We start from the raw sequence: 19,193 nt of genomic DNA on the forward strand, positions 1-19,193 counted from the left end.
AGTTTCACGAGTTTTCCCTATGATTTGAGAAATTTTCCCAAAAATTTAGCCAAATTGACCATAAATGATCAAACTTTAAACGTAAAACTCTTCCTATGGAAAACTCTGTCAAACTCGACGTTGCGAAGCCGCTGGCTTTGCTGGCTGAATGCCCCGCCTACAGACCCAGCCCCTTGGAAACCTGCGGTTTTCGGGGGCGGTCAATACTCATCAAGGATGAAACCAACCGCATGGGCCTTGGCGCGTTCAAAGCGCTGGGCGGGGTTTATGCGGTCGCCAAGCTGATCGAAGCGCGCGTTGGTCGCCCGTTGGAAGCCAGCGCCTTTCTGGATGATCCCGTAAGGGAAACTGCCCGCTTGATGACCTTTGTCTGCGCCAGCGCAGGCAATCACGGCATGGCCGTGGCCGCTGGCGCGCGCCTGTTTGGCGCGCAGGCCCGCATTCATCTTGCCGAAACGGTGCCCGAGGACTTTGCCATTCGTCTGCGGGACAAGGGGGCCCGGGTTGTTCGATCCGGCGAAGACTACGAGGCAAGCGTAGCAGCAGCCATTGCCGATGCCGAGGCAAGCGGTGCCATCCACCTTGCCGATGGGTCCTGGCCGGGATACACCGAACCGCCCCGGCTGGTGATGGGAGGCTATACCGTCATTGCCGAGGAAATACGCCGCAAGCTAAAGGGCGCGGGGACCTGGCCCAGCCATGTGTATTTGCAGGCAGGCGTTGGCGGGCTGGCTGCGGGGGTAGCATACATGATCCGGTCGAACTGGCCGGTTCAGCCTAAGATCATCGTCGTCGAACCGGACGCCGCCCCGTGCCTCAAGGAAAGTGCGCGAGCGGGACAGATCGTGACCGTCGATGGCCCGGTGTCGAACATGGGGCGTCTGGATTGCAAAACGCCATCCATGCTGGCTTTGGATATTCTGAAACACTGTGCCGACGATTGGGTGACGATCAGTGATCAGCAGGCTCTGGCCGCTGTTGAGCAGGCGCGCGAATTGGGGTTTTCCACCACACCCTCCGGGGCGGCAGGTCTGGCAGCCTGCTTGACGGATCAGGCGGAATTGCCGTTGATTGTCTTGTCTGAAGGAAGTGTGTCCGATGCCTGACCTCACCGCATTTCGCCGTGATCTGCATGCCCACCCGGAAACCGGCTTTGATCTTGACCGGACCCCGCATCTGATCGCTACAGAGCTGGAGCGCGCCGGGCTTGAGGTTGCCCGTGGCGTAGGCCGGTCGGGTATCGTTGCCACCTTGCGCCGCGGTCCCGAGGACACCGCAATCGGCTTTCGTGCCGATATGGACGCCCTGCCGATTCAGGAAGCGACCAACTTGCCCTATCGCTCGCAAACAGACGGCAAGTTTCACGGATGCGGTCACGACGGCCACAGCGCCATGCTGCTCGGAGTCGCGCTGGAACTCGCCGCAGACCCAGCTTTCAAACGCACCGTTCATTTCATCTTTCAGCCGGATGAAGAGAACGGAAACGGGGCCGCCGCGATGATCGCGGATGGATTGTTCGACCGCTTCCCCATGGCCGCGATCTTCGGCCTGCACAATTTGCCGGGAATGGAGCTTGGCCATTTCGCCACGCAAGCGGGCCCGTTCTGCGCGTTCGAGGACAATTTCGAGATCCGCATTCAAGGCCGGGGCGGGCATGCCTCGATGCCAGAGGCAGGCATTGATCCGATAGTGACAGGGTCCGCGATTGTGCAGCAGTTGCAGTCGATCGTCTCTCGCTCGCTTTCCCCTCGTGAACACGCAGTGGTTTCCGTCACCGAGTTTCTGACCGATGGCGCGCGGAATATCCTGCCGAGCAATGCCACCCTGCGTGGGGATTGCCGTGGGTTTTCTGACGATGTTTCTGCAACTATCGAACGCAGAATGCGCGCCATCGTGGCCGGCGTCTGTGCGGCGCAAGAGGCCGAGGCGCAAGTCGACTACTCGACGTCATTCCGGCCTCTGGTCAACGATGCCGCAGCCACCGACCTGATCGCGAAAGCGGCCCGCGATGTCGGCCGTGTCGATGCCAATTACGGACGGGTGGGGTTCTCAGAGGATTTTGCCGAGTTTCTTGCCCATCGTCCGGGGGCATTCATCATGATGGGCAACGGGGTCGAGGGGAACAACGCAATGCCGCTTCACAACCCCTCCTACGATTTCAACGATGACGCGATCCGTCACGGCATCGCGTTCTGGACCAACCTTGCGCGGCGGGGGTTTTGACCGCGAAGCCCCAGTCGAAAATTGCAGACCCAATAATGTGTTGCACCGCCGCTTCCCGAACGCTTGGACAAAGGCCCCCAACACTGCTGAGGGCCTTCGTCCTGTTCCGATCAGGAAATCAGCGGGTCGTCACCAACTCGACTCCAAGCGTGTTCTGAACGTCAAGCAGATGGTTGTGGATCGTGATAATGGGCGAACCTGCAAACAGCAGTCCGACCCCGTTCAGATCAAAGTCCATCAGCAAGCTGCCAGAGTCGCCGCCTGCCGCCATTGCCGTCGTCAGGATCTGGTGCCGGAAGGTCGCAACACCTGCGCCGCCGAACCCGACCTGAACCGTTGCATTGGTCGCCAGAACCACTCCGGCGGTCACTTCCGTTGTGCGGCCAACTTTCAGGACGTTCATAAGCGGGAAGGCCTGACCAACCCCGGTCGGGGCCGCAGCGCCAAGGATTGACGCGGTGACATTGCGGCTGTCTGTCGGGCGCGCCACTGCGGCATCGACAAGATTGTACCCGCTTGCGCCAAACACAATTTCTTCGGTGCGCTCGAACGTCGCCACCATGTCCGAGGGGAACAGACCGCCATCCACAGGGCCCGGCTGCAGGATCTTGTCACCCGGGCGGGCCTGATTGACATCCGCCAGAACGTGGTTGTTGGACAGGATCAGATAGTCGCTTTCGCAGTCCTGACGATACCCGTCGCAGTCACACCCTTTCTCGACCTTGCAGCAGCACCGCCGCACATCCCGGACCAGAGCACCGAACGTGCCGGCCGTGATATTGTAATGCCCGATGCTGTAGCCGGGCAAAGCTGGCCGGACCTTTGCGTTGAACGCAAGCGCCTCAATCTCGCCGACTTCGACGACATCGGTGGGAACACCATCAATTCTCGAGGGCACTTTTGACGCCTTGTCGAGATTTGCCGACTTTTGTTTTGCGGTGACGTAAACGGTCAGGGTGCTTTGATCCCCAGGGTTTCCGCCCTTGACCTTTTTCGAAGCGGCAACGCCGACGACGTTATCCATTGCCAAAAGCTCGGCCTCGTGCTTGTCCTGCACTTCCGCAATACGGGCGATATCACCCATCGCGGACAGACTTTGTTCATTAGGTGCGCCCTGCTGCTGCTTTGCAAACGCAGTCCACGAATCTGCAGATTTCTGACCGGTTTTCTGTTGAGCACTTGTCCATTTTGAAAGATTTTTGGGCATAATTTACTCCTAAAAATGAAGTTCTTCTGAGAAAATACACGCTCCGTCCCGACCTGAAAAAAGGTCACGGAAGTTTCTTCATTGAATGAGTGGAGCGAGATTCAAGTATAGCAGAAACAACCATAATGCGAAACAGCGGCCACGCTGTCTTGGCGGCAATCCGCCAAGGTGACGAGGCATGCCAGGCCAAGCTCTGGTTGTTTTCTAAGGCGGCGAACTTATATTTGAAAGCCAGAGTAGGGTACGCTTGGGTCGATCAACGGGTTGGCGTCTACTCAACTGACTTGGGAAAGCATGGTAAGATGATTGCCCAGATTTTGATCGTTGCCATCAGCAACGCGTTTACCGTTTCACCGGCAGAACACAGCGCAAACGGTTTTCATCCTATTTCCATTTTGGAGGGGCCAATGACAAAGACACCGGGACCAAATTGGTCAGAAGATCAGATTGCCGCCGGACGCCAATTCGCGGACGGGTGGCGGAAATTTGCCGCGGTAAGCGACGCGCCACAGCCGCTTGCTGCTGATCGAACAAAAGTCGCAGGCGTTCTGGCCCGGCACGAGGCCGAGTTGATGGGTTATCCGCATGTGGTGGCCGTGGCGGATGGGGTCTGCCGCGATGACGATGGCTCGGCCTGTATCGTCATCTACGTCGAAAAAATGGTGGCTCAGGAGGAACTGAGCGAAGACGAGCGGTTTCCGGAAGAGATTGAAGGCGTCAGGGTGGAGGTGGTCGAGGTCGGGCAATTCAATGCCCTGCCTTTGGAGTAAAGGCCGGAACCAAGCCGGACTAATGGCATCGCACTAATACGTCGGGGGTGTCAGTCCCGCCTGAAACCAGCTGACAAGCGAAACCATCGAATAGACCGGCAGGCCTGTTGCCTGCTGAATATCCGCCGCATAGGGGCACATATTCGTGCATTCCAGAACAATCGCGCCCAGATCGGGGTGGTTTGACTGCAGGTCAAGGGCGGCCTCGATATTGTCAGCGCGGGCCTTGTCCACATCCAGCGAGATCTCATTTCCCAGAATGGCCCGGGTGAATTCATGGCCGCCTTCGGTGGTGCCGATCGGCGTGCCCAGCGGTACCTGCGCTGCCTGCAAGTGATCACCGGTCAGCGTTGAGGCCGAGATCGTCAGAATACCTGCCCGTTTGCCCGCCGGAAGCGTCCGGTTCACCATGTCGACCTGCGTCAGCGAGGATGTGACGACCGGAACCGGAACGGCGCTGGCCAGTTCCTGCTGGAACAGTGACAGGAACCCGCAATTGGTGGTGATACCATCCGCGCCATCTTTGACCAGCTCTTGGGCGGCGTCGATGAAGGCCTCCAGCATGCCCTCGGCTTTATGACGCACAACCCGGTCGGGTGAGGCATCGCGGACAATTCGATAGAGAACCGGGAACGGCCATGTCAGAGCGTTGCCCATGTCGCCCGGGATGCGGGGAAACCGGGCGTCCAGCATGAGGATGCCGACGGACGCGCCGTAGATGGATTTTCCGCCCTGCGCGATCATGCCTGCGCCTCCTCGATGATGCGGGTCGAGATGACCTCGGACCCTTCCATGTAGATGCTGGAGATGCCTTGCCGCACGGCGTCCTGCACCTGATCCATCCGTTTGGCGATATGGTTGCCCAGAATGCGCGTGGCCTCATCCGCGTTGCGGTTCAGTAGGGCCTGCATGACCTGCTTGTGTTCGTCTTTCGAGCGGTGCAGCCGGTCCATGCTCATCGAGATCCAGCGGATATAGCGGATGCGTTCGTTGATCCGGGTCAGGGTCTGCAAAAGCTCTGAATTGCCAGTGAGTTTTGCGATGCCTAGATGAAAGGCCTCGTCCCGGTTGACGGCGTCCTCGACGGTCAGGCCGGTGATGTCGATCCCGGTTGCATAAAGGTCATCCCGCAGTGACTGCAGGTCGTCGTCCGAGGCTTTGGCACAGGCGGTACGAACAGCCGCGACCTCGATGATCTGGCGCAGTTCGAACAGGTCAAACACGCTTTGCGCATCCAGCGGTCGGCAAAAGAAGCCTTGGCCGGGGCGGAAATCGAACAGCCGCTCGGCGACCAGCCGGTTCAGCGCCTCGCGCAGGGGGGTGCGGCTGACGCCCAGCTCTTTTGACAGCGCGACTTCATTCAGGCGGTCACCGGGACGAAGACGGAAAGAAACCGCCATCGCCTTAACCTGATCATAGATGTCATCGACGCGCGGACCCGCCATGTGCTCTGTCCTTTCGGTTGCGATCCACAGGTGCCACAAGCAGTTCTTGAAATCAATATACAAATCTGTATACAGGCTTGTGTGCAGAATTGACCTAAAGGAATCGCAAGCCATGACAGGGACGAATTATCTGACCGGAGCCGAGGCGATGGTGCGCATGCTCGAAGCGCATGGCGTGACCCATATGTTCGGCCTGTGCGGTGATACCACGCTGCCGTTCTATGATGCGCTGGCGCGGATGGATCATGGCATTCAGCATTTCCTGACACGGGACGAACGGCACGCGGCCTATATGGCCGATGGCTATGCCCGCGTGACCGGCAAGCCGGGGGTTTGCGAGGGGCCGTCCGGGGGTGGGGCGACTTACATTCTGCCGGGGGTGGTCGAGGCCAATGAAAGCTCGGTTCCGATTCTGGCGATCACCTCTGACGTGGCGACGACCAGCCGGGGGAAATATCCGCTGACCGAGTTGGACCAACCGGCGCTGTTTCGACCCCTTGCCAAGTGGAACGCCTCGCTGGATGACGCGGCGCGGTTGCCCGCCATGGTCCGCGCCGCGTTCCGGGCGATGACAACCGGCACACCCGGCGCGACCCATCTGGCGCTGCCGTTTGACACGCAGAAGGCCCATGTGGACGAGGCCGAGATCTGGGCCGATGCGCGCCATCGCAGCTATCCGGCGGAACGCGCTGGGCCTGATCTGGATGCGATTGAGGCGGCGGCAGAGATACTGGCCAAGGCAAAATCCGCCGTGGCCGTCTGTGGTGGCGGGCCGGTTCTGTCCGGTGCCGAAGGCGCACTGCGCCGCGTTGCCAGCCTGTTGGACATGCCGGTCGCCACCACCGTCTCGGGGCAGGGATCGATTGCCGAGACCGACCCGCTTTCCCTGGGTGTCGTCGGATCGAACGGAGGCGTCCCGGCAACCCGCGCCGTGGTGGATCAGGCCGATGTGGTCCTGTTTATCGGCTGCCGCGCCGGGTCCGTAACCACTGAACGTTGGCGCAGCCCCGGTCGCGACGCCACCATCATCCACATCGACAGTGACCCGATGGTGATAGGCGCGAATTATCAGACCAAGGTCGCCATCTGCGCCGATGCCCGTCTGGCGCTGGAAGCTCTGGCCGCAGCGCTTGAGGCACAGCAGGATCTGCCAAGCCTCGGCGGTGCCGAGAAAGCGCGCGCGGCGTGGCAGGCCAAGATGGCCGCCTTTGCCCCGCTTGCCGCAAGCCGTGAAACCCCGATCCGGCCCGAGGCTGTTATGGCATCCCTGATGGATATCCTCGACGACGATGCGATTGTTGTCGCCGATCCCGGCACGCCTTGCCCCTATTTCAGCGCGCATTATCGCTGGCGCAAGCCGGGGCGGCATTTCATCACCAACCGGGCGCATGGGGCGTTGGGCTATTCGCTGGGGGCCGCGATGGGGGCGCATGTAGGGCGCCCGTCCGTCAAAACCCTGTCTGTCATGGGCGACGGGTCGTTCGGGTTCACCTGCGGCGAGTTCGAAACCATGGTTCGGCACAATATGCCGATCACCTCGATCGTGTTTTCGAATTCGGTCTTTGGCTGGATCAAGGCCGGGCAGGAGGCCGGGTTCGGTCAGCGCTACTATAACGTCGATTTCAACCGCACGGATCACGCCGCCGTCGCCTCGGCCTTTGGCGTTAAATCATGGACGGTCAAAGACCCCGAGGATCTGCCCAAGGTTCTGAAACAGGCCATCGAACATGACGGCCCGACGCTGGTGGACATCCATTCGCAACAGCTTCACGAAGCGGCGGCGCCGGTTTCGGAATGGGTGGCGTAAGCGGCGATTGACGGGGTCAGTTGCGCCAGAAACGCCTGCGCGATGGTCGAAAGGGGCCGACCCTTGGCTGTGATGATTGCAAGGTCCAACATCACCGCCGGACGGAAGGGGCGGGTCTGATACCCGCTCTCTTCGTCAAAGGTGACGGTGAACGGGTCGATCATCGCAACGCCCATGCCCTGTTTGACGAAACTCAGCAGGTTTTCGGACAGGTGCGTGTGAATCTGGGTGCGCCATGTGCGCCCTGCGGTCTGGAATATGTCGCGGGTTCTGCGGTGGGTCTGATGCTCGGGGCCCATGACGATGAAGGGCTCGTTTTCCAGAATATCCGGGGTGAGCACGTCGTGTTTCGCCAGTGGACTGCCCTCGGGAAAGGTCGCCAGCGTTTCGAACTGAAACACCTGATAGTTCAGCGTGTCGTGCAGGATGGGCATCTCGACAATGCCGATCTCGAACAGGCCCGAGATCACCCATTCCTGAATCTTCGACGAATACTGCGATTGAAAACTCACCGACAGGTTCGGTCGGCTTTTGGCGAAGCGCGCGATCTCGCGCGGCATGAAGCCGAAGGACAGCAGATGCGGCGCGGCCACCTGCAACTGACCTGGGTGTTTGTTCTGCAGGTCTGTGACCGCCTGCGCCACGTGATCCAGCCCGCGCACGACCGTATCGACCTCTCGGTACAGCAATTCGGCCTCGGGTGTCGGCAGCAGACGGCCCTTGTTGCGTTCGAAAAGAGGCAACCGCGCTTCGCGTTCCAACTGAGCCAGCAGGTTGCTGATCCCCGGTTGCGAAATACCCAGAACCGAGGCCGCGCCGGTCACGGTTCCGGTCTCCATGATGGCGTGAAAGGCCTGTAGCTGGCGAAATCGTAGGGACATGGTCAGGCATCATTTTTTCTGATGAACTCTCAAAGATATAGTATTTGAAATGATATACCGGTCAAGGCAGGCTTGCTTTCGTCAACTGGGGGCGAAATGAGCGATCTGGACCAGAAAATCATCGGGTTTGATCTGTGGCACCTGAAACTGCCGGTCACGTCGCGGCGGGATCATGGCATTGGCTCGGTCGAAGGCGCCTGTGAGATTGTCGTCCTGCGTCTTACGGCAGAGGGCGGGGCGGAAGGGTTCGGAGAGGCCTCGCCCTGGTCGGTATTCACCGGGACGCCCGAAGCCACTTATGCTGCGCTGGATCGCTATCTGCGCCCGCTTGTGATGGGCGCAAGGGTCGGGGATCGGTCGGCGATCATGGCGCGCGCCGCCTATGCGGTGGCCCATTGTACCGAGGCCAAGGCGGCGCTGGAAACCGCGCTGCTGGATCTTGCCGGGCGGATCAGCGGGGTGCCGGTGTGGTCCCTGCTGGGGGGCCGGTGTCGTGATACGATTCCGCTAAGCTGTTCCATCGCGAACCCGGATTTCGCGCAGGATGTCGAACTGCTGGCGCGGTTGCAGGAGGATGGTGTCCGGATCGTCAAACTCAAGACCGGGTTCAGGGATCATGCGTTTGATATCATGCGGTTAGAGCATCTTGCTCAGAACTATCCCGAGTTCTCGGTGCGGGTGGATTATAACCAAGGGCTTGGTATCGAAGAGGCTGCGGCGCAGGTGCGGGATGTGGCTCAGTTCAACCCGGACTTCATCGAACAGCCGGTGCGCGCGCATCATTTCGGGATGATGGCAAAGCTGCGGCAGATGATCGATGTGCCGCTTTTGGCGGATGAAAGCGTCTTTGGCCCCGAAGATATGGAGCGCGCCGCGCGCGAAGGGATTTGTGACGGCGTGTCGGTGAAAATCATGAAATCCGGCGGCCTGACGCGCGGCCAGACGGTTGCGCGCATAGCTGCGGCGCATGGGCTGACGGCCTATGGCGGCGACATGTTCGAGGCCGGTCTGGCGCATCTGGCAGGCGCCCATATGATCGCCGCAACGCCCGAAATCACGCTGGGGTGCGAGTTCTATCAGGCGTCGTATTTCCTGCAGGAAGATATTCTGGAAGACCCGTTCCAAATCCGCGATGGGCAGGTCGTCGTGCCCTCGGGGCCCGGTTTTGGCAGCAGGCCCGATGTGGCGAAAATGGATCATTACGCTGTGGCCAAGGCGGTGGCAATGTGAGCGACAGGAAGACCATAGCCATTATCGGCGCGGGGATTGTGGGCGTATCGGCGGCGGTCTGGCTGCAACGCGACGGCCATGACGTGATCCTGATCGACAAAGCCGGACCGGGTGAGGGCACATCGCACGGGAATGGCGGTGTTCTGGCCTCCTGTTCCATCGTGCCCGTGACGGTTCCGGGGCTGCTGGGCAAAGCGCCGAGAATGCTGTTTAGCCCGTCTCAGCCGTTGTTTCTGAAATGGGGCTATCTGCCGAAACTGATCCCGTGGCTGAGGCGATATCTGAGCCACGCCAACGCCGATGACGTCGCGCGGATCGCTGCCGCCCTTGCGCCCATCGTTGGCGACAGCCTGAACGATCACAAGGCTCTGGCCGCCGGCACAGGTGCCGAAACGTGGATCGTGCCGTCTGACTATCTGTTCCTCTACAACGACCGGGCGCATTTCGAAGGGGATGCGTTCGGCTGGGACATCCGGCGCAAGAACGGGTTTCAGTGGGACGAGTTGGAGGGCAAGGCGTTCCACGACTACGACCCGGTGTTCAGTCCTGAGATCGGCTTTGCCGCCAGGCTGCCAGACCACGGGCACATCACAGACCCCGGACGGTATGTAAAGGACCTCGCTGCCCATGTCGAAGCGAACGGAGGCCGGATCGTCCGCGCCAGTGTAGAAGACGTGGTACGTGACAATGGCCGCGTCACGGGGGTACGTACAAATGGCGAAACCATCCCATGTGACACGGCAATCATAACCGCCGGGGTCTGGTCCGGGCCATTGGCCAAACGGTTGGGAATTTCTGTTCCTCTGGAAAGCGAACGTGGCTATCATCTTGAATTGGTGGACCCTTCTGCGATGCCGCGCAGCCCGGTCATGGTGGCATCAGGCAAGTTTGTTGCCACGCCCATGGACGGGCGGATACGTTTGGCGGGGATTGTGGAATTTGGCGGGCTGGATGCACCGCCCTCGCGCGCACCGTTTGAGTTGATGCGCAAGAATGCCCGGGCGGCCTTTCCGGGCGTGACATGGAAGGAGGAGGTAGAGTGGATGGGGCACAGGCCCGCACCGGCTGACTCGATCCCGATCATTGGCGATGTTCCGGGGGTTGATGGGGCGTATATGGGTTTTGGTCATCATCACATCGGCCTGACAGGCGGGCCGAAAACCGGGCGTCTTCTGGCGCAGATGATCGCGGGCAGAACCCCGAACACGGATATGAGCGTCTACGCGCCCTCACGTTTTGCAATATAAAAACAGGCCGGTGGCAAACATCGGCGCTTTGAAATCAAACAGGGAGACTATGATGAAAAAACTGACACATCTTCTGGCAGCGACCGCTCTGACTGCCGCTTCAGCCGCACCTGCACTGGCCGAGAAATGGGACATGCCGATGGCCTATTCGGCGTCGAACTTCCATTCGGCCACGGGCGCAGAGTTTGCCAAATGCGTGACCACCGGCACAGGCGGTGAGATTGAAATTGTCACCCATCCGTCGGGCTCGCTGTTCAAAGGCGGCGACATCAAGCGCGCGATCCAAACTGGGCAGGCCCCGATTGGCGAACGCCTGCTGTCCGGTCACCAGAACGAAAACGCGCTGTTCGGGTTCGACTCGATCCCGTTTCTGGCGACCTCGTTCGACGACAGCGCCAAGCTTTGGGAGGCTGCGAAGCCTGCAATCGAAAAGCTGCTGGCCGAGCAGAACCTGACGCTGCTTTACGCCGTGCCATGGCCGCCGCAAGGCCTCTATTTCAAGAACGAGGTGAACTCGGTCGCTGACATGAAGGGCATCAAGTTTCGCTCGTACAACAACGCCACATCACGGTTGGCCGAACTGACGGGGATGCTGCCCGTGACCATCGAAGCGGCTGAAATCAGTCAGGCCTTTGCTACCGGTGTCGCGGATTCGATGGTGTCTTCGGGTTCTACCGGCTATGACCGTAAGGTTTGGGAAAGCCTGAACTATTTCTACGAGGTCGACGCCTGGCTGCCGCGCAATTACGTCATGGTAAACTCGGACGTCTGGTCGGGTGTGTCGGATGCCAACAAGAACGTCATCAAGGCCTGCTCGGAACTGGCTGAATACGCCGGCAACTGGCGCGCCAAGGAATACACCGGCTTCACCCTGCAGGGTCTACGGGATGGCGGCATGACCGTTGGTCCGGCCTCGGATCAGATGGTGGGTGAGTTGAAGGAAATCGGCGTCACCATGACCAATGAATGGCTGGAAGCCGCCGGGGATGAAGGCAAGGCCATCGTCGACGCGTTCAATTCGTCACAGTAACGGCACATGCGGGCGGCGGGGTCTCTGCCGCCCGAAACCTGCACGATCATAACATAACGGGGACGGTATGGCGGTATTGCGAGGGCTTCGGTCCGTACTGGATTTCATCTATCTGGCAGCAGGGGTTCTGGCGGCGCTCAGCCTGATCGCTATCCTGTTGCTGATTGTCGTGCAGATGTTGGCCCGCTGGACCGGCGAGGTCTTTCCCGGCGCGCCCGACTATGCCGGATACGCGATGGCCGCCGCCTCGTTCCTTGCTTTTGCCAATGCCCTGAACCGGGGCAGCCATATCCGCGTCTCGATCCTGCTGAACGCGGTTCCGGATGGCGCCCGCCGCATCCTTGAAATCTGGTGTTTTGCCATCGGCACCGCTGTCATGTGGTACTTCTGCTGGTACGCCTACCGGTTCGTCTACTGGAGCTGGAAGTTCAACGATGTCAGTCAGGGGCAGGACAAGACCGCCCTGTGGATACCGCAATCCGCCATGCTGATCGGGGCCGTGATCCTTGCCATCGCGCTGACCGATCACCTGTTCCATGTCCTGTTCAAGGGTGACCACCGGATCACCCGCGATCTGGCCGACCAGAGCCACGGAGAGTAAGCGCATGGAAAACCTGTCCGTCATCATCCTTTTTCTCTTTGTTCTGTTTACCCTTCTGGGCACCGGCGTCTGGGTCGGGCTGGCGCTGATGGGCGTCGCCTGGGTCGGGATGGAGCTGTTCACGACCCGCCCCGTCGGCGACGTGATGATCACCACCATCTGGTCGGCATCCTCATCCTGGACCCTGACCGCTTTGCCGATGTTCATCTGGATGGGCGAGATCCTGTACCGAACGCGATTATCCGAGGACATGTTCAAGGGTCTGTCGCCCTGGATGGCGCCGCTGCCCGGTGGTCTGGTGCACACGAATATCGTGGGTTGCACCGTGTTTGCCGCCGTTTCAGGCTCTTCCGCCGCCACGCTGACCACGGTTGGCAAGATGTCGATCCCGGAATTGCGCAAACGCAATTACCCCGAGCGGATGATCATCGGCACCCTGACAGGGGCGGCGACGCTGGGGCTGATGATCCCGCCGTCACTGACGCTGATCGTCTATGGGGTCACGATCAATGAATCCATCACCAAGCTGTTCTTTGCGGGCATCCTGCCGGGCCTCGTGCTGGCGGCGATGTTCATGGGCTATGTCGCGATCTACTCGAAGCTGGGAAAGGACTGGAACCCGAATAGCGAGGGCAAACTGACCTTTTCCGAAAAGCTCAGGAACTCGCGTTTTCTGCTGCCGGTGATCCTGCTGATCATGGTGGTGATCGGGTCGATGTATCTGGGCTATGCCACCGCGACCGAGGCCGCAGCCTTTGGCGTGATCGGCGGGCTGCTGCTGGCCGCAGGGCAGGGTTCACTGAACTGGAAGACCTTCACCGAAAGCCTGATGGGCGCGACCCGGACCAGCGCGATGATCGCGCTGATCCTTGCGGGTGCTGCGTTCTTGTCGCTGTCGATGGGCTTCACCGGCCTGCCGCGGGGCTTGGCCGACCTGATTGCCGGGTGGGAACTGACGCGGTTCGAGCTGCTCATGGTTCTGCTGGTGTTCTACATCATTCTGGGCTGTTTCCTTGACGGGATTTCCTCGGTCGTGCTGACCATGGCCGTGGTCGAGCCGATGATCCGCGAGGCTGGGATCGACCTGATCTGGTTTGGCATCTTCATCGTGGTTGTCGTCGAAATGGCCCAGATCACGCCGCCGATCGGTTTCAACCTGTTCGTGATGCAAGGCATGACCAACCACGAGATGAGCTATATCGCCCGCGCCGCGATCCCGATGTTCCTGATCATGGTGCTGATGGTCTTTATCCTAATCTGGTTCCCCGATCTCGCCACCTGGCTGCCCGAGAACCTGCGTCAGAGTCCCGGCGGGTAGGGCCGCCCCGGTGAACCCGCTGCTCTGGGCGGCGCGCAACGGCCCTTATGTCATGGTCTCGGGGCTTGTGGCCGGGTTGCTGCTGCCCGGGCTGGCCGAGCCGATGCTGCCCTTGTTGCCGCCGCTTGTGGTTCTGCTGCTGTTCGTGACCATTCTGCGGATGGAACCTGCGGCCATTCTGGGATCGCTGGCCGATCTGCGTCAGGTGATGACTGCGGTGATCGCGTTTCAGCTTCTCACGCCGCTGGCCTTCATCGCGGTCGGGTTTGCCGGAGGTTGGATAGGGACAGCGATCATCCTGTCAGTGCTGATCATGACCGCCGCGCCGTCCATCTCGGGCAGTCCGAACATGTGCATGATGATGGGCTACCCCGCCGAACATGCCATGCGTCTGGTCGTGGTCGGTACCGCCCTATTGCCGCTGACGGCATTGCCGATCTTCTGGCTGATGCCCGAGCTTGGCGATCTGAGGGCGGTTCTGAAGGCGGCATTCAATCTGTTTCTGACGATTTCCATCGTCACGCTGGTTGCCGTCAGCATCCGCCAGTCCGTACTGCGCAATCCATCGCAAAGAACGCTTCTGAAACTCGAAGGATTTGCGGCGATCACCTTGGCCGTCTTCGTCACCGGTCTGATGCCGGCGGTCAGCGCGGCGGCGCTGACCGATCCGTGGCGTGCCGGGTTCTGGATCGCTTTCGCCTGTCTGGTGAATTTCGGCGCTCAGATCGTCACCTTCCGACTGACACGCAATCGCTTGCCACCGGCCAGCGCGACCGCAGTGTCCGTGATCGCCGGAAACCGCAACGTCGCGCTGTTCTTCCTGGCCTTGCCGCCCGAGGCCACGGCACCCATTATGGTGTTCATCGGGGCCTACCAGATACCGATGTACCTGACGCCTCTGGTCATGCGCCGGATGTATCGCGCGTGATCATGCGGCGTGCAGTTGGGGCCTTTGTTCAGTCAGTCAACTTTCACGACCATCTTGCCAAAGTTGCCACCGGCCAGCAGTTGATAGAAGGCTTCCGGAGCATTCTCCAACCCCTCAACCATATGTTCCTTGTAGTGTATTGACCCATCCGCCAGCCAGGCGGTCATGTCGCGGACAAACTCTTGATACACGTCGGCACCGAAATTGTCGTAGATGATGAACCCCTGCATTTTGACTTTCATCCGCAGGATCGTGCCCAGGATCGCTGGCCCCATGTCCGGGCCGTCCGGCAGGCCCGGTAGGTTGTACCACGATACAATCCCGCAGACAGGGACGCGCGCGAACGGGTTCAACAACGGCAGCACCGCGTACAGGACCTTGCCCCCAACGTTTTCGAAATACACGTCAATGCCATCCGGGCAGGCCGCGCGCAATTGTGTCGCCAGATCGTCGGAGCGGTGGTCCAGACAGGCGTCAAATCCAAGGTTCTCGACAACATGCGTGCATTTTTCCGAACCGCCAGCGATGCCGACCACGCGGCACCCTTTGAGCTTTGCAATCTGCCCGACCGTTGCGCCAACCGGGCCTGCCGCAGCGGCCACGACAACCGTCTCGCCAGCCTTGGGCTCTCCGATTTTCAGCAAACCGGCATAGGCCGTGTATCCCGGCATGCCCAGAATGCCGAGCGACCATGACGGGTTGTCCGGGGATTTGCCCAGATTGACGACCTGCGCTCCGTCTGAGACGGCGTAGTCCTGCCACCCGCTTGGATTGAGCACGTAGTCTCCGGCCTCGTAGCCCTCGATGTTCGATTTCACCACCTCTCCCACGACCTGAGCTGTCATCACGCCGCCAATCGCAACCGGTTCGGCATAGGATTTGCCGTCATTCATGCGACCCCGCATGTAAGGGTCCAGCGACAGATACACCGTTCGCACCAGCATCTCTGCCGGGCCGGGTTCGGGGATGTCCGTGGTTTCAAGACGCAGCGTATTTTCGTCCGGCTGTCCCTTCGGGCGTTCGGCCAGAACGAAACGACGGTTGGCGGTGGATGTCTGGGGCATTGTGACCTCGTGCAAAGCAGATGTCGTGCAGCAGAAACCGTATGCGGCCGGAGTGCAACCAAAACAGTGTCAGCACTGGGCTTGTGAACTTAGTAGCCTCAGAGTCCTTTTAGAAGCGTTTTGCCATCTCACACCGCTTTGATCTTTAGTGCGACCGGGAAATGATCGCTGAAACCGGTCTTGTCCACGTTCTTTCCGGCATCTCCCTTCGGTAGCCCGAACCGGCGCGGTCCTTCACCCGTTTTATGGGAAACCATGGCAGGAAAAGCGAACAAGCCCGCGCTGCCATCGACATATTTGAAGCCGCTGTCTTTCTTGGCATCAAGAAGCGGGCGATTGATCAGGATCTGGTCGAACAGATTGCCGTTGCTCTTGAAATACAGCGTGCCCTCCAGTTGGCGCTTCTTCCCGTTCAGATCCACGGTGTCCGAGATCAGGTAGTCCCAGGACAGGTTGTAGAACTTCGGGGACGTCGCCCGCCGAACATCGCCGCGCTCACGCGTGGCCAGCGCGTTCACGGTGACACTTCTGTCCCACGGATCGTCATTCAGATCGCCAAACGCCACGACCGGCGTTCGCTTTTTCAGAGGCGCGGCCTCGAAAATACGGCTGTGCCAGTAAGACAAGGTTTCCCCCGCCGTGGCCCGGAACCCGGCCGAGTCCTGCGCGCTCCCTCCTGACCGCGAGGGCCAGTGATTGGCCATGACCACGATTTCATTGTTATCGGCAACGGCCTTGAACGTTGCCTGCAAAATGTCCCGCGTCCCGGTCCGGCGCATGACAAAATGGTTGAAGACCAGCTTCTTATCGACGCTGAACTGGTTCTGATCATAGATGAACGCGGTGTCGATCCCCCGCGAGCTCAGGTCATCCGAGGCAAACACCGTCGCAAATTTTCGGGCGGGCAGCATCGGTGCGAGTGTTGCGATGAGGTCCTTCAGAACCGCTTCATCCTCGGCCTCGCAAACGCCAAGAATATCCGGCCCCGCACCATCGTTCATGGCCGCGATGACTTTTGCCAGTTGCTTGAGCTTGGTGCCATAAAGCGCCTTGGTCCAACCCTTCAGATCGTTCTTGACCTGCTTTTGAACCCATTCCGGCCTGTCCGGATGGTTCGACGGGCCAAAGAGGTTTTCCAGATTCCAGAACGCAAGATAATACTCGGCCATTGTCTTTTCTCCCAAAGCCGCTTTTCAAGAAATCCTTTGCCGCCACTTTAGGCACAGCGCTTGGGCTGGCTGCAACAGCTTTGATTACCGTGTCTGGCTGCGGCGCAAGGTTGGGACTTGGGATTGTGCAGAGCTTGCCCTAGTCGGTGTAGATGCCGCTAAAAAGCGGGACACGCGGGGATTTTTGAGACGGCAGCGCCGGATTTGTTTCGAGGGGCAGCATAAGGTTCGGCGACAGAAAGCCATACTTCTCCTCAAGGGCAGAGTTAAAGAGTGCGCCCAGATTGTCCGTGCGATAGGTCGCAATCACCAGGTGGGGCTCACCTTTCAGCAGCGCGGCGTAGAGGGTTGAGTTCTGGCCTTCTTTTCTGGTCTTGATAACGGCTTGGGCGTCGAGCCAAAGGCGTGGTTCCATCCGGCGGCTGGGGATCATACCTATGCCGTCGAAATAGGTGTCGCCATTTTCAAGCTGCGCTTCGGCCTGCTGGACCAGCGCTATTTGCGCCCGGTTGTCATGATCCAGATACTGTACATTCCGAACCGTGCTTTGCACGGCGATGATTATCAGTATCCCCGGAACCGCCGCTGACCATCTGTCCGAATACCGCAGCAGCCAGATCACTGCCGCCGCGCCGTAGACCGCCAGGAACGGCAGCGCCATGATGAAAACGTACGGCCATGTCTGATTGTGAAAGAAAACAAGCGCCGTGATCAGCACCGTGTAGATCAGGAATATGCGACCGGCTCCATCGCATCTGAAAAACCGCGTGGCCGCCAGAACAAGCCCGAAGACAACCAACCCATATTGCAAAGCGTTACGGAAAAGCGTTTGCCAGACATAGGCGTCCAGCCCTTCGTAGTAGCTACCGCCGTTGAGTGCGAGTTCGGCAGGACCCAGGAAAAGAACCTCAAGAACCTGCGGCATCGCTCGGCCCCCGAGCAGGACGCCGTATAAAGCTATTGCAATGACCCAACCCAGAACCAGCAGTGCCCCGCGTTTGATCGCGCGCGTGACCGAGGGCATGCAGATCGCATCGACGACCAGCGCGGCCCCCAAAGCGAAATTGAAATAGATCGATTTCTGGGTCGTCACAAAGGCAAGTCCGCTGAGCAGACCCGCGATGACAAGGGTTTTGGCCCGGTCGGTTTCGTATCGGATGACAACCAAGACCGCCATAGCCGCAAACAACGTGGCCAGTGGCTCGGATCTTAGGCGAAACCCGCGCTCGATAAAATTGCTGAAGCTGAGCAGAAGCGCCACGGCAAGGATCGCTGTAATACGTTCATGGCCAAGGGCGCGGGCGCATTTGTAGATGCACCAGGTCAATGTCAGCGCAAGGCATGCGGTGGTCAGTCGACCCGCCATCAGCATAGAGGTGGCATCCCAGCCAATCAGGTGAGAAAGCTCATAAAAAACCGCGTAGCCAACTGCTTTTTTGGGCCAGATTGTATCGAACGTGCCGTCGAACAGGTAAACTGGCTGGGTAAAGTGCCAGAATTCATCCATCACGAAGCGGGTGTTGAACGCCAGTACAAGCAGGACGGCGATTTTAAGCACCACGAACGCCCGGATCGCGAGCGACAGCTTTTGATCCTGGCTCAGGCCCTGTGGTCGGATTTGGCTTAGCGCGGTCATTCCCTGTGCCCTACCGTACGACCTTGAAGGCGTGGTTCTGTGACCAGGGTTTGATCGACTGTTCCGCGGCGATTGCGTCGTGCCCGAAAACGGACGTTATCAGAGCCCGCTGCTCCTCCATCGCCATGTAGGCCACGTTCTTGTCGCCGCCGATATGAACATCGGCCACGTAACATGCGGCGTGGATCGGGGTTTTCCGTCTCAGCCAGTCCTTGAACACAAGAACACCGCCCGGCATCAGCAGCTTTTTAGCAGCTTCCAGAATGTCCGCGCGGATCGCCTGTGGCACGTGATGCATGACGTCGTTGATCACGACCAGATCAAACTGCCCGGCGCATTCTTCGGCAAGGTCCTGCGCGTCGACCTGACGGAATTTGGCGCGATCCCCGTCATACATGCGCCCCAGATGAGGAATGATGTCGATACCCAGATAAGACGAGTTGGGGAAGTCCCGGCACAGGCGTTCCGCCAATGCCCCTTCACCGCACCCGATCTCGCAGATGGCTGTTGGGTCGGTCCAGTCCTGAATACAGTCTGCCAGATCTTCTAAATCAATGAAAACGCTGCGATACAGCTCTGACACTTGCCGCTCATAGGGGCCAAAAGCACGGCGTACACTTGCTCCGATCGAACCCAA

General features: G+C 59.6%; 18 protein-coding genes. 10 read left to right on the forward strand and 8 right to left on the reverse strand.

Annotated features, from left to right (window positions below):
- Positions 1-95: 95 nt before the first annotated feature.
- On the forward strand, positions 96-1,106 hold the full coding sequence (locus ACR0EZ_RS00560; protein ID WP_480609653.1) for a pyridoxal-phosphate dependent enzyme: 1,011 nt from the start codon (positions 96-98) through the stop codon (positions 1,104-1,106).
- The gene (locus ACR0EZ_RS00565; RefSeq protein ID WP_480609656.1) at positions 1,099-2,223 is read left to right on the forward strand and encodes a M20 aminoacylase family protein; all 1,125 of its coding nucleotides are present in this window, start codon (positions 1,099-1,101) and stop codon (positions 2,221-2,223) included. The genes ACR0EZ_RS00560 and ACR0EZ_RS00565 overlap by 8 nt, the downstream gene beginning before the upstream one ends.
- Positions 2,224-2,341: 118 nt before the next feature.
- Here ACR0EZ_RS00565 and ACR0EZ_RS00570 read toward each other — a convergent pair whose 3' ends face one another.
- Entirely contained in the window at positions 2,342-3,307 is a 966-nt protein-coding gene (locus tag ACR0EZ_RS00570) for a chymotrypsin family serine protease (RefSeq protein WP_480609659.1), read from the reverse strand.
- A 530-nt stretch (positions 3,308-3,837) separates the two neighbouring features.
- On the opposite strand from ACR0EZ_RS00570, the gene ACR0EZ_RS00575 reads away from it, so the two are divergent.
- On the forward strand, positions 3,838-4,200 hold the full coding sequence (locus ACR0EZ_RS00575) for a hypothetical protein (RefSeq protein WP_480609663.1): 363 nt from the start codon (positions 3,838-3,840) through the stop codon (positions 4,198-4,200).
- Between the two features lie 33 nt (positions 4,201-4,233).
- Here ACR0EZ_RS00575 and ACR0EZ_RS00580 read toward each other — a convergent pair whose 3' ends face one another.
- Together ACR0EZ_RS00580 and ACR0EZ_RS00585 are read right to left on the reverse strand one after the other, a co-directional pair.
- Positions 4,234-4,944: an aspartate/glutamate racemase family protein gene (locus ACR0EZ_RS00580; protein WP_480609666.1), complete on the reverse strand. Its 711-nt coding sequence runs from the start codon at positions 4,942-4,944 to the stop codon at positions 4,234-4,236.
- Positions 4,941-5,645, reverse strand: coding sequence for a GntR family transcriptional regulator (locus tag ACR0EZ_RS00585; RefSeq protein ID WP_480609669.1), 705 nt, complete (start codon positions 5,643-5,645; stop codon positions 4,941-4,943). Before ACR0EZ_RS00585 ends, ACR0EZ_RS00580 begins: the two co-directional genes overlap by 4 nt.
- A 112-nt stretch (positions 5,646-5,757) precedes the next feature.
- On the opposite strand from ACR0EZ_RS00585, the gene ACR0EZ_RS00590 reads away from it, so the two are divergent.
- The gene (locus tag ACR0EZ_RS00590) at positions 5,758-7,452 is read left to right on the forward strand and encodes a thiamine pyrophosphate-binding protein (RefSeq protein ID WP_480609672.1); all 1,695 of its coding nucleotides are present in this window, start codon (positions 5,758-5,760) and stop codon (positions 7,450-7,452) included.
- Here ACR0EZ_RS00590 and ACR0EZ_RS00595 read toward each other — a convergent pair.
- Positions 7,413-8,333, reverse strand: a complete 921-nt coding sequence (locus ACR0EZ_RS00595; RefSeq protein ID WP_480609675.1) for a LysR family transcriptional regulator — start codon at positions 8,331-8,333, stop codon at positions 7,413-7,415. The genes ACR0EZ_RS00590 and ACR0EZ_RS00595 overlap by 40 nt on opposite strands.
- A 96-nt stretch (positions 8,334-8,429) precedes the next feature.
- Between ACR0EZ_RS00595 and ACR0EZ_RS00600 the strand changes: the two genes are divergently transcribed.
- From ACR0EZ_RS00600 to ACR0EZ_RS00625, 6 genes are all read left to right on the forward strand, one after another.
- Complete coding sequence (locus ACR0EZ_RS00600) at positions 8,430-9,563, forward strand: enolase C-terminal domain-like protein (RefSeq protein WP_480609678.1); 1,134 nt, start codon at positions 8,430-8,432, stop codon at positions 9,561-9,563.
- The gene (locus tag ACR0EZ_RS00605) at positions 9,560-10,810 is read left to right on the forward strand and encodes an NAD(P)/FAD-dependent oxidoreductase (protein ID WP_480609680.1); all 1,251 of its coding nucleotides are present in this window, start codon (positions 9,560-9,562) and stop codon (positions 10,808-10,810) included. Before ACR0EZ_RS00600 ends, ACR0EZ_RS00605 begins: the two co-directional genes overlap by 4 nt.
- Before the next feature lie 52 nt (positions 10,811-10,862).
- A complete protein-coding gene (locus tag ACR0EZ_RS00610; protein WP_480609682.1) occupies positions 10,863-11,840 on the forward strand; it encodes a TRAP transporter substrate-binding protein in 978 nt (325 codons plus the stop codon).
- Between the two features lie 67 nt (positions 11,841-11,907).
- Entirely contained in the window at positions 11,908-12,441 is a 534-nt protein-coding gene (locus tag ACR0EZ_RS00615; protein ID WP_480609685.1) for a TRAP transporter small permease, read from the forward strand.
- Positions 12,442-12,445: 4 nt separating this feature from the next.
- Entirely contained in the window at positions 12,446-13,759 is a 1,314-nt protein-coding gene (locus ACR0EZ_RS00620) for a TRAP transporter large permease (protein WP_480609688.1), read from the forward strand.
- A gap of 10 nt (positions 13,760-13,769) precedes the next feature.
- Positions 13,770-14,687: a hypothetical protein gene (locus tag ACR0EZ_RS00625; protein WP_480609691.1), complete on the forward strand. Its 918-nt coding sequence runs from the start codon at positions 13,770-13,772 to the stop codon at positions 14,685-14,687.
- A gap of 32 nt (positions 14,688-14,719) precedes the next feature.
- On the opposite strand, the gene ACR0EZ_RS00630 is transcribed toward ACR0EZ_RS00625, so the two are convergent.
- The 4 genes from ACR0EZ_RS00630 to ACR0EZ_RS00645 form a co-directional block, all read right to left on the reverse strand.
- On the reverse strand, positions 14,720-15,751 hold the full coding sequence (locus tag ACR0EZ_RS00630; RefSeq protein WP_480609694.1) for an NADP-dependent oxidoreductase: 1,032 nt from the start codon (positions 15,749-15,751) through the stop codon (positions 14,720-14,722).
- Positions 15,752-15,879: 128 nt separating this feature from the next.
- Positions 15,880-16,920, reverse strand: a complete 1,041-nt coding sequence (locus tag ACR0EZ_RS00635; protein WP_480609696.1) for an endonuclease/exonuclease/phosphatase family protein — start codon at positions 16,918-16,920, stop codon at positions 15,880-15,882.
- Between the two features lie 139 nt (positions 16,921-17,059).
- The gene (locus tag ACR0EZ_RS00640; protein ID WP_480609699.1) at positions 17,060-18,556 is read right to left on the reverse strand and encodes a DUF7056 domain-containing protein; all 1,497 of its coding nucleotides are present in this window, start codon (positions 18,554-18,556) and stop codon (positions 17,060-17,062) included.
- 10 nt (positions 18,557-18,566) lie between these two features.
- The gene (locus tag ACR0EZ_RS00645) at positions 18,567-19,193 is read right to left on the reverse strand and encodes a class I SAM-dependent methyltransferase (RefSeq protein WP_480609702.1); all 627 of its coding nucleotides are present in this window, start codon (positions 19,191-19,193) and stop codon (positions 18,567-18,569) included.

This window comes from Ruegeria sp. AK4, assembly GCF_056541025.1.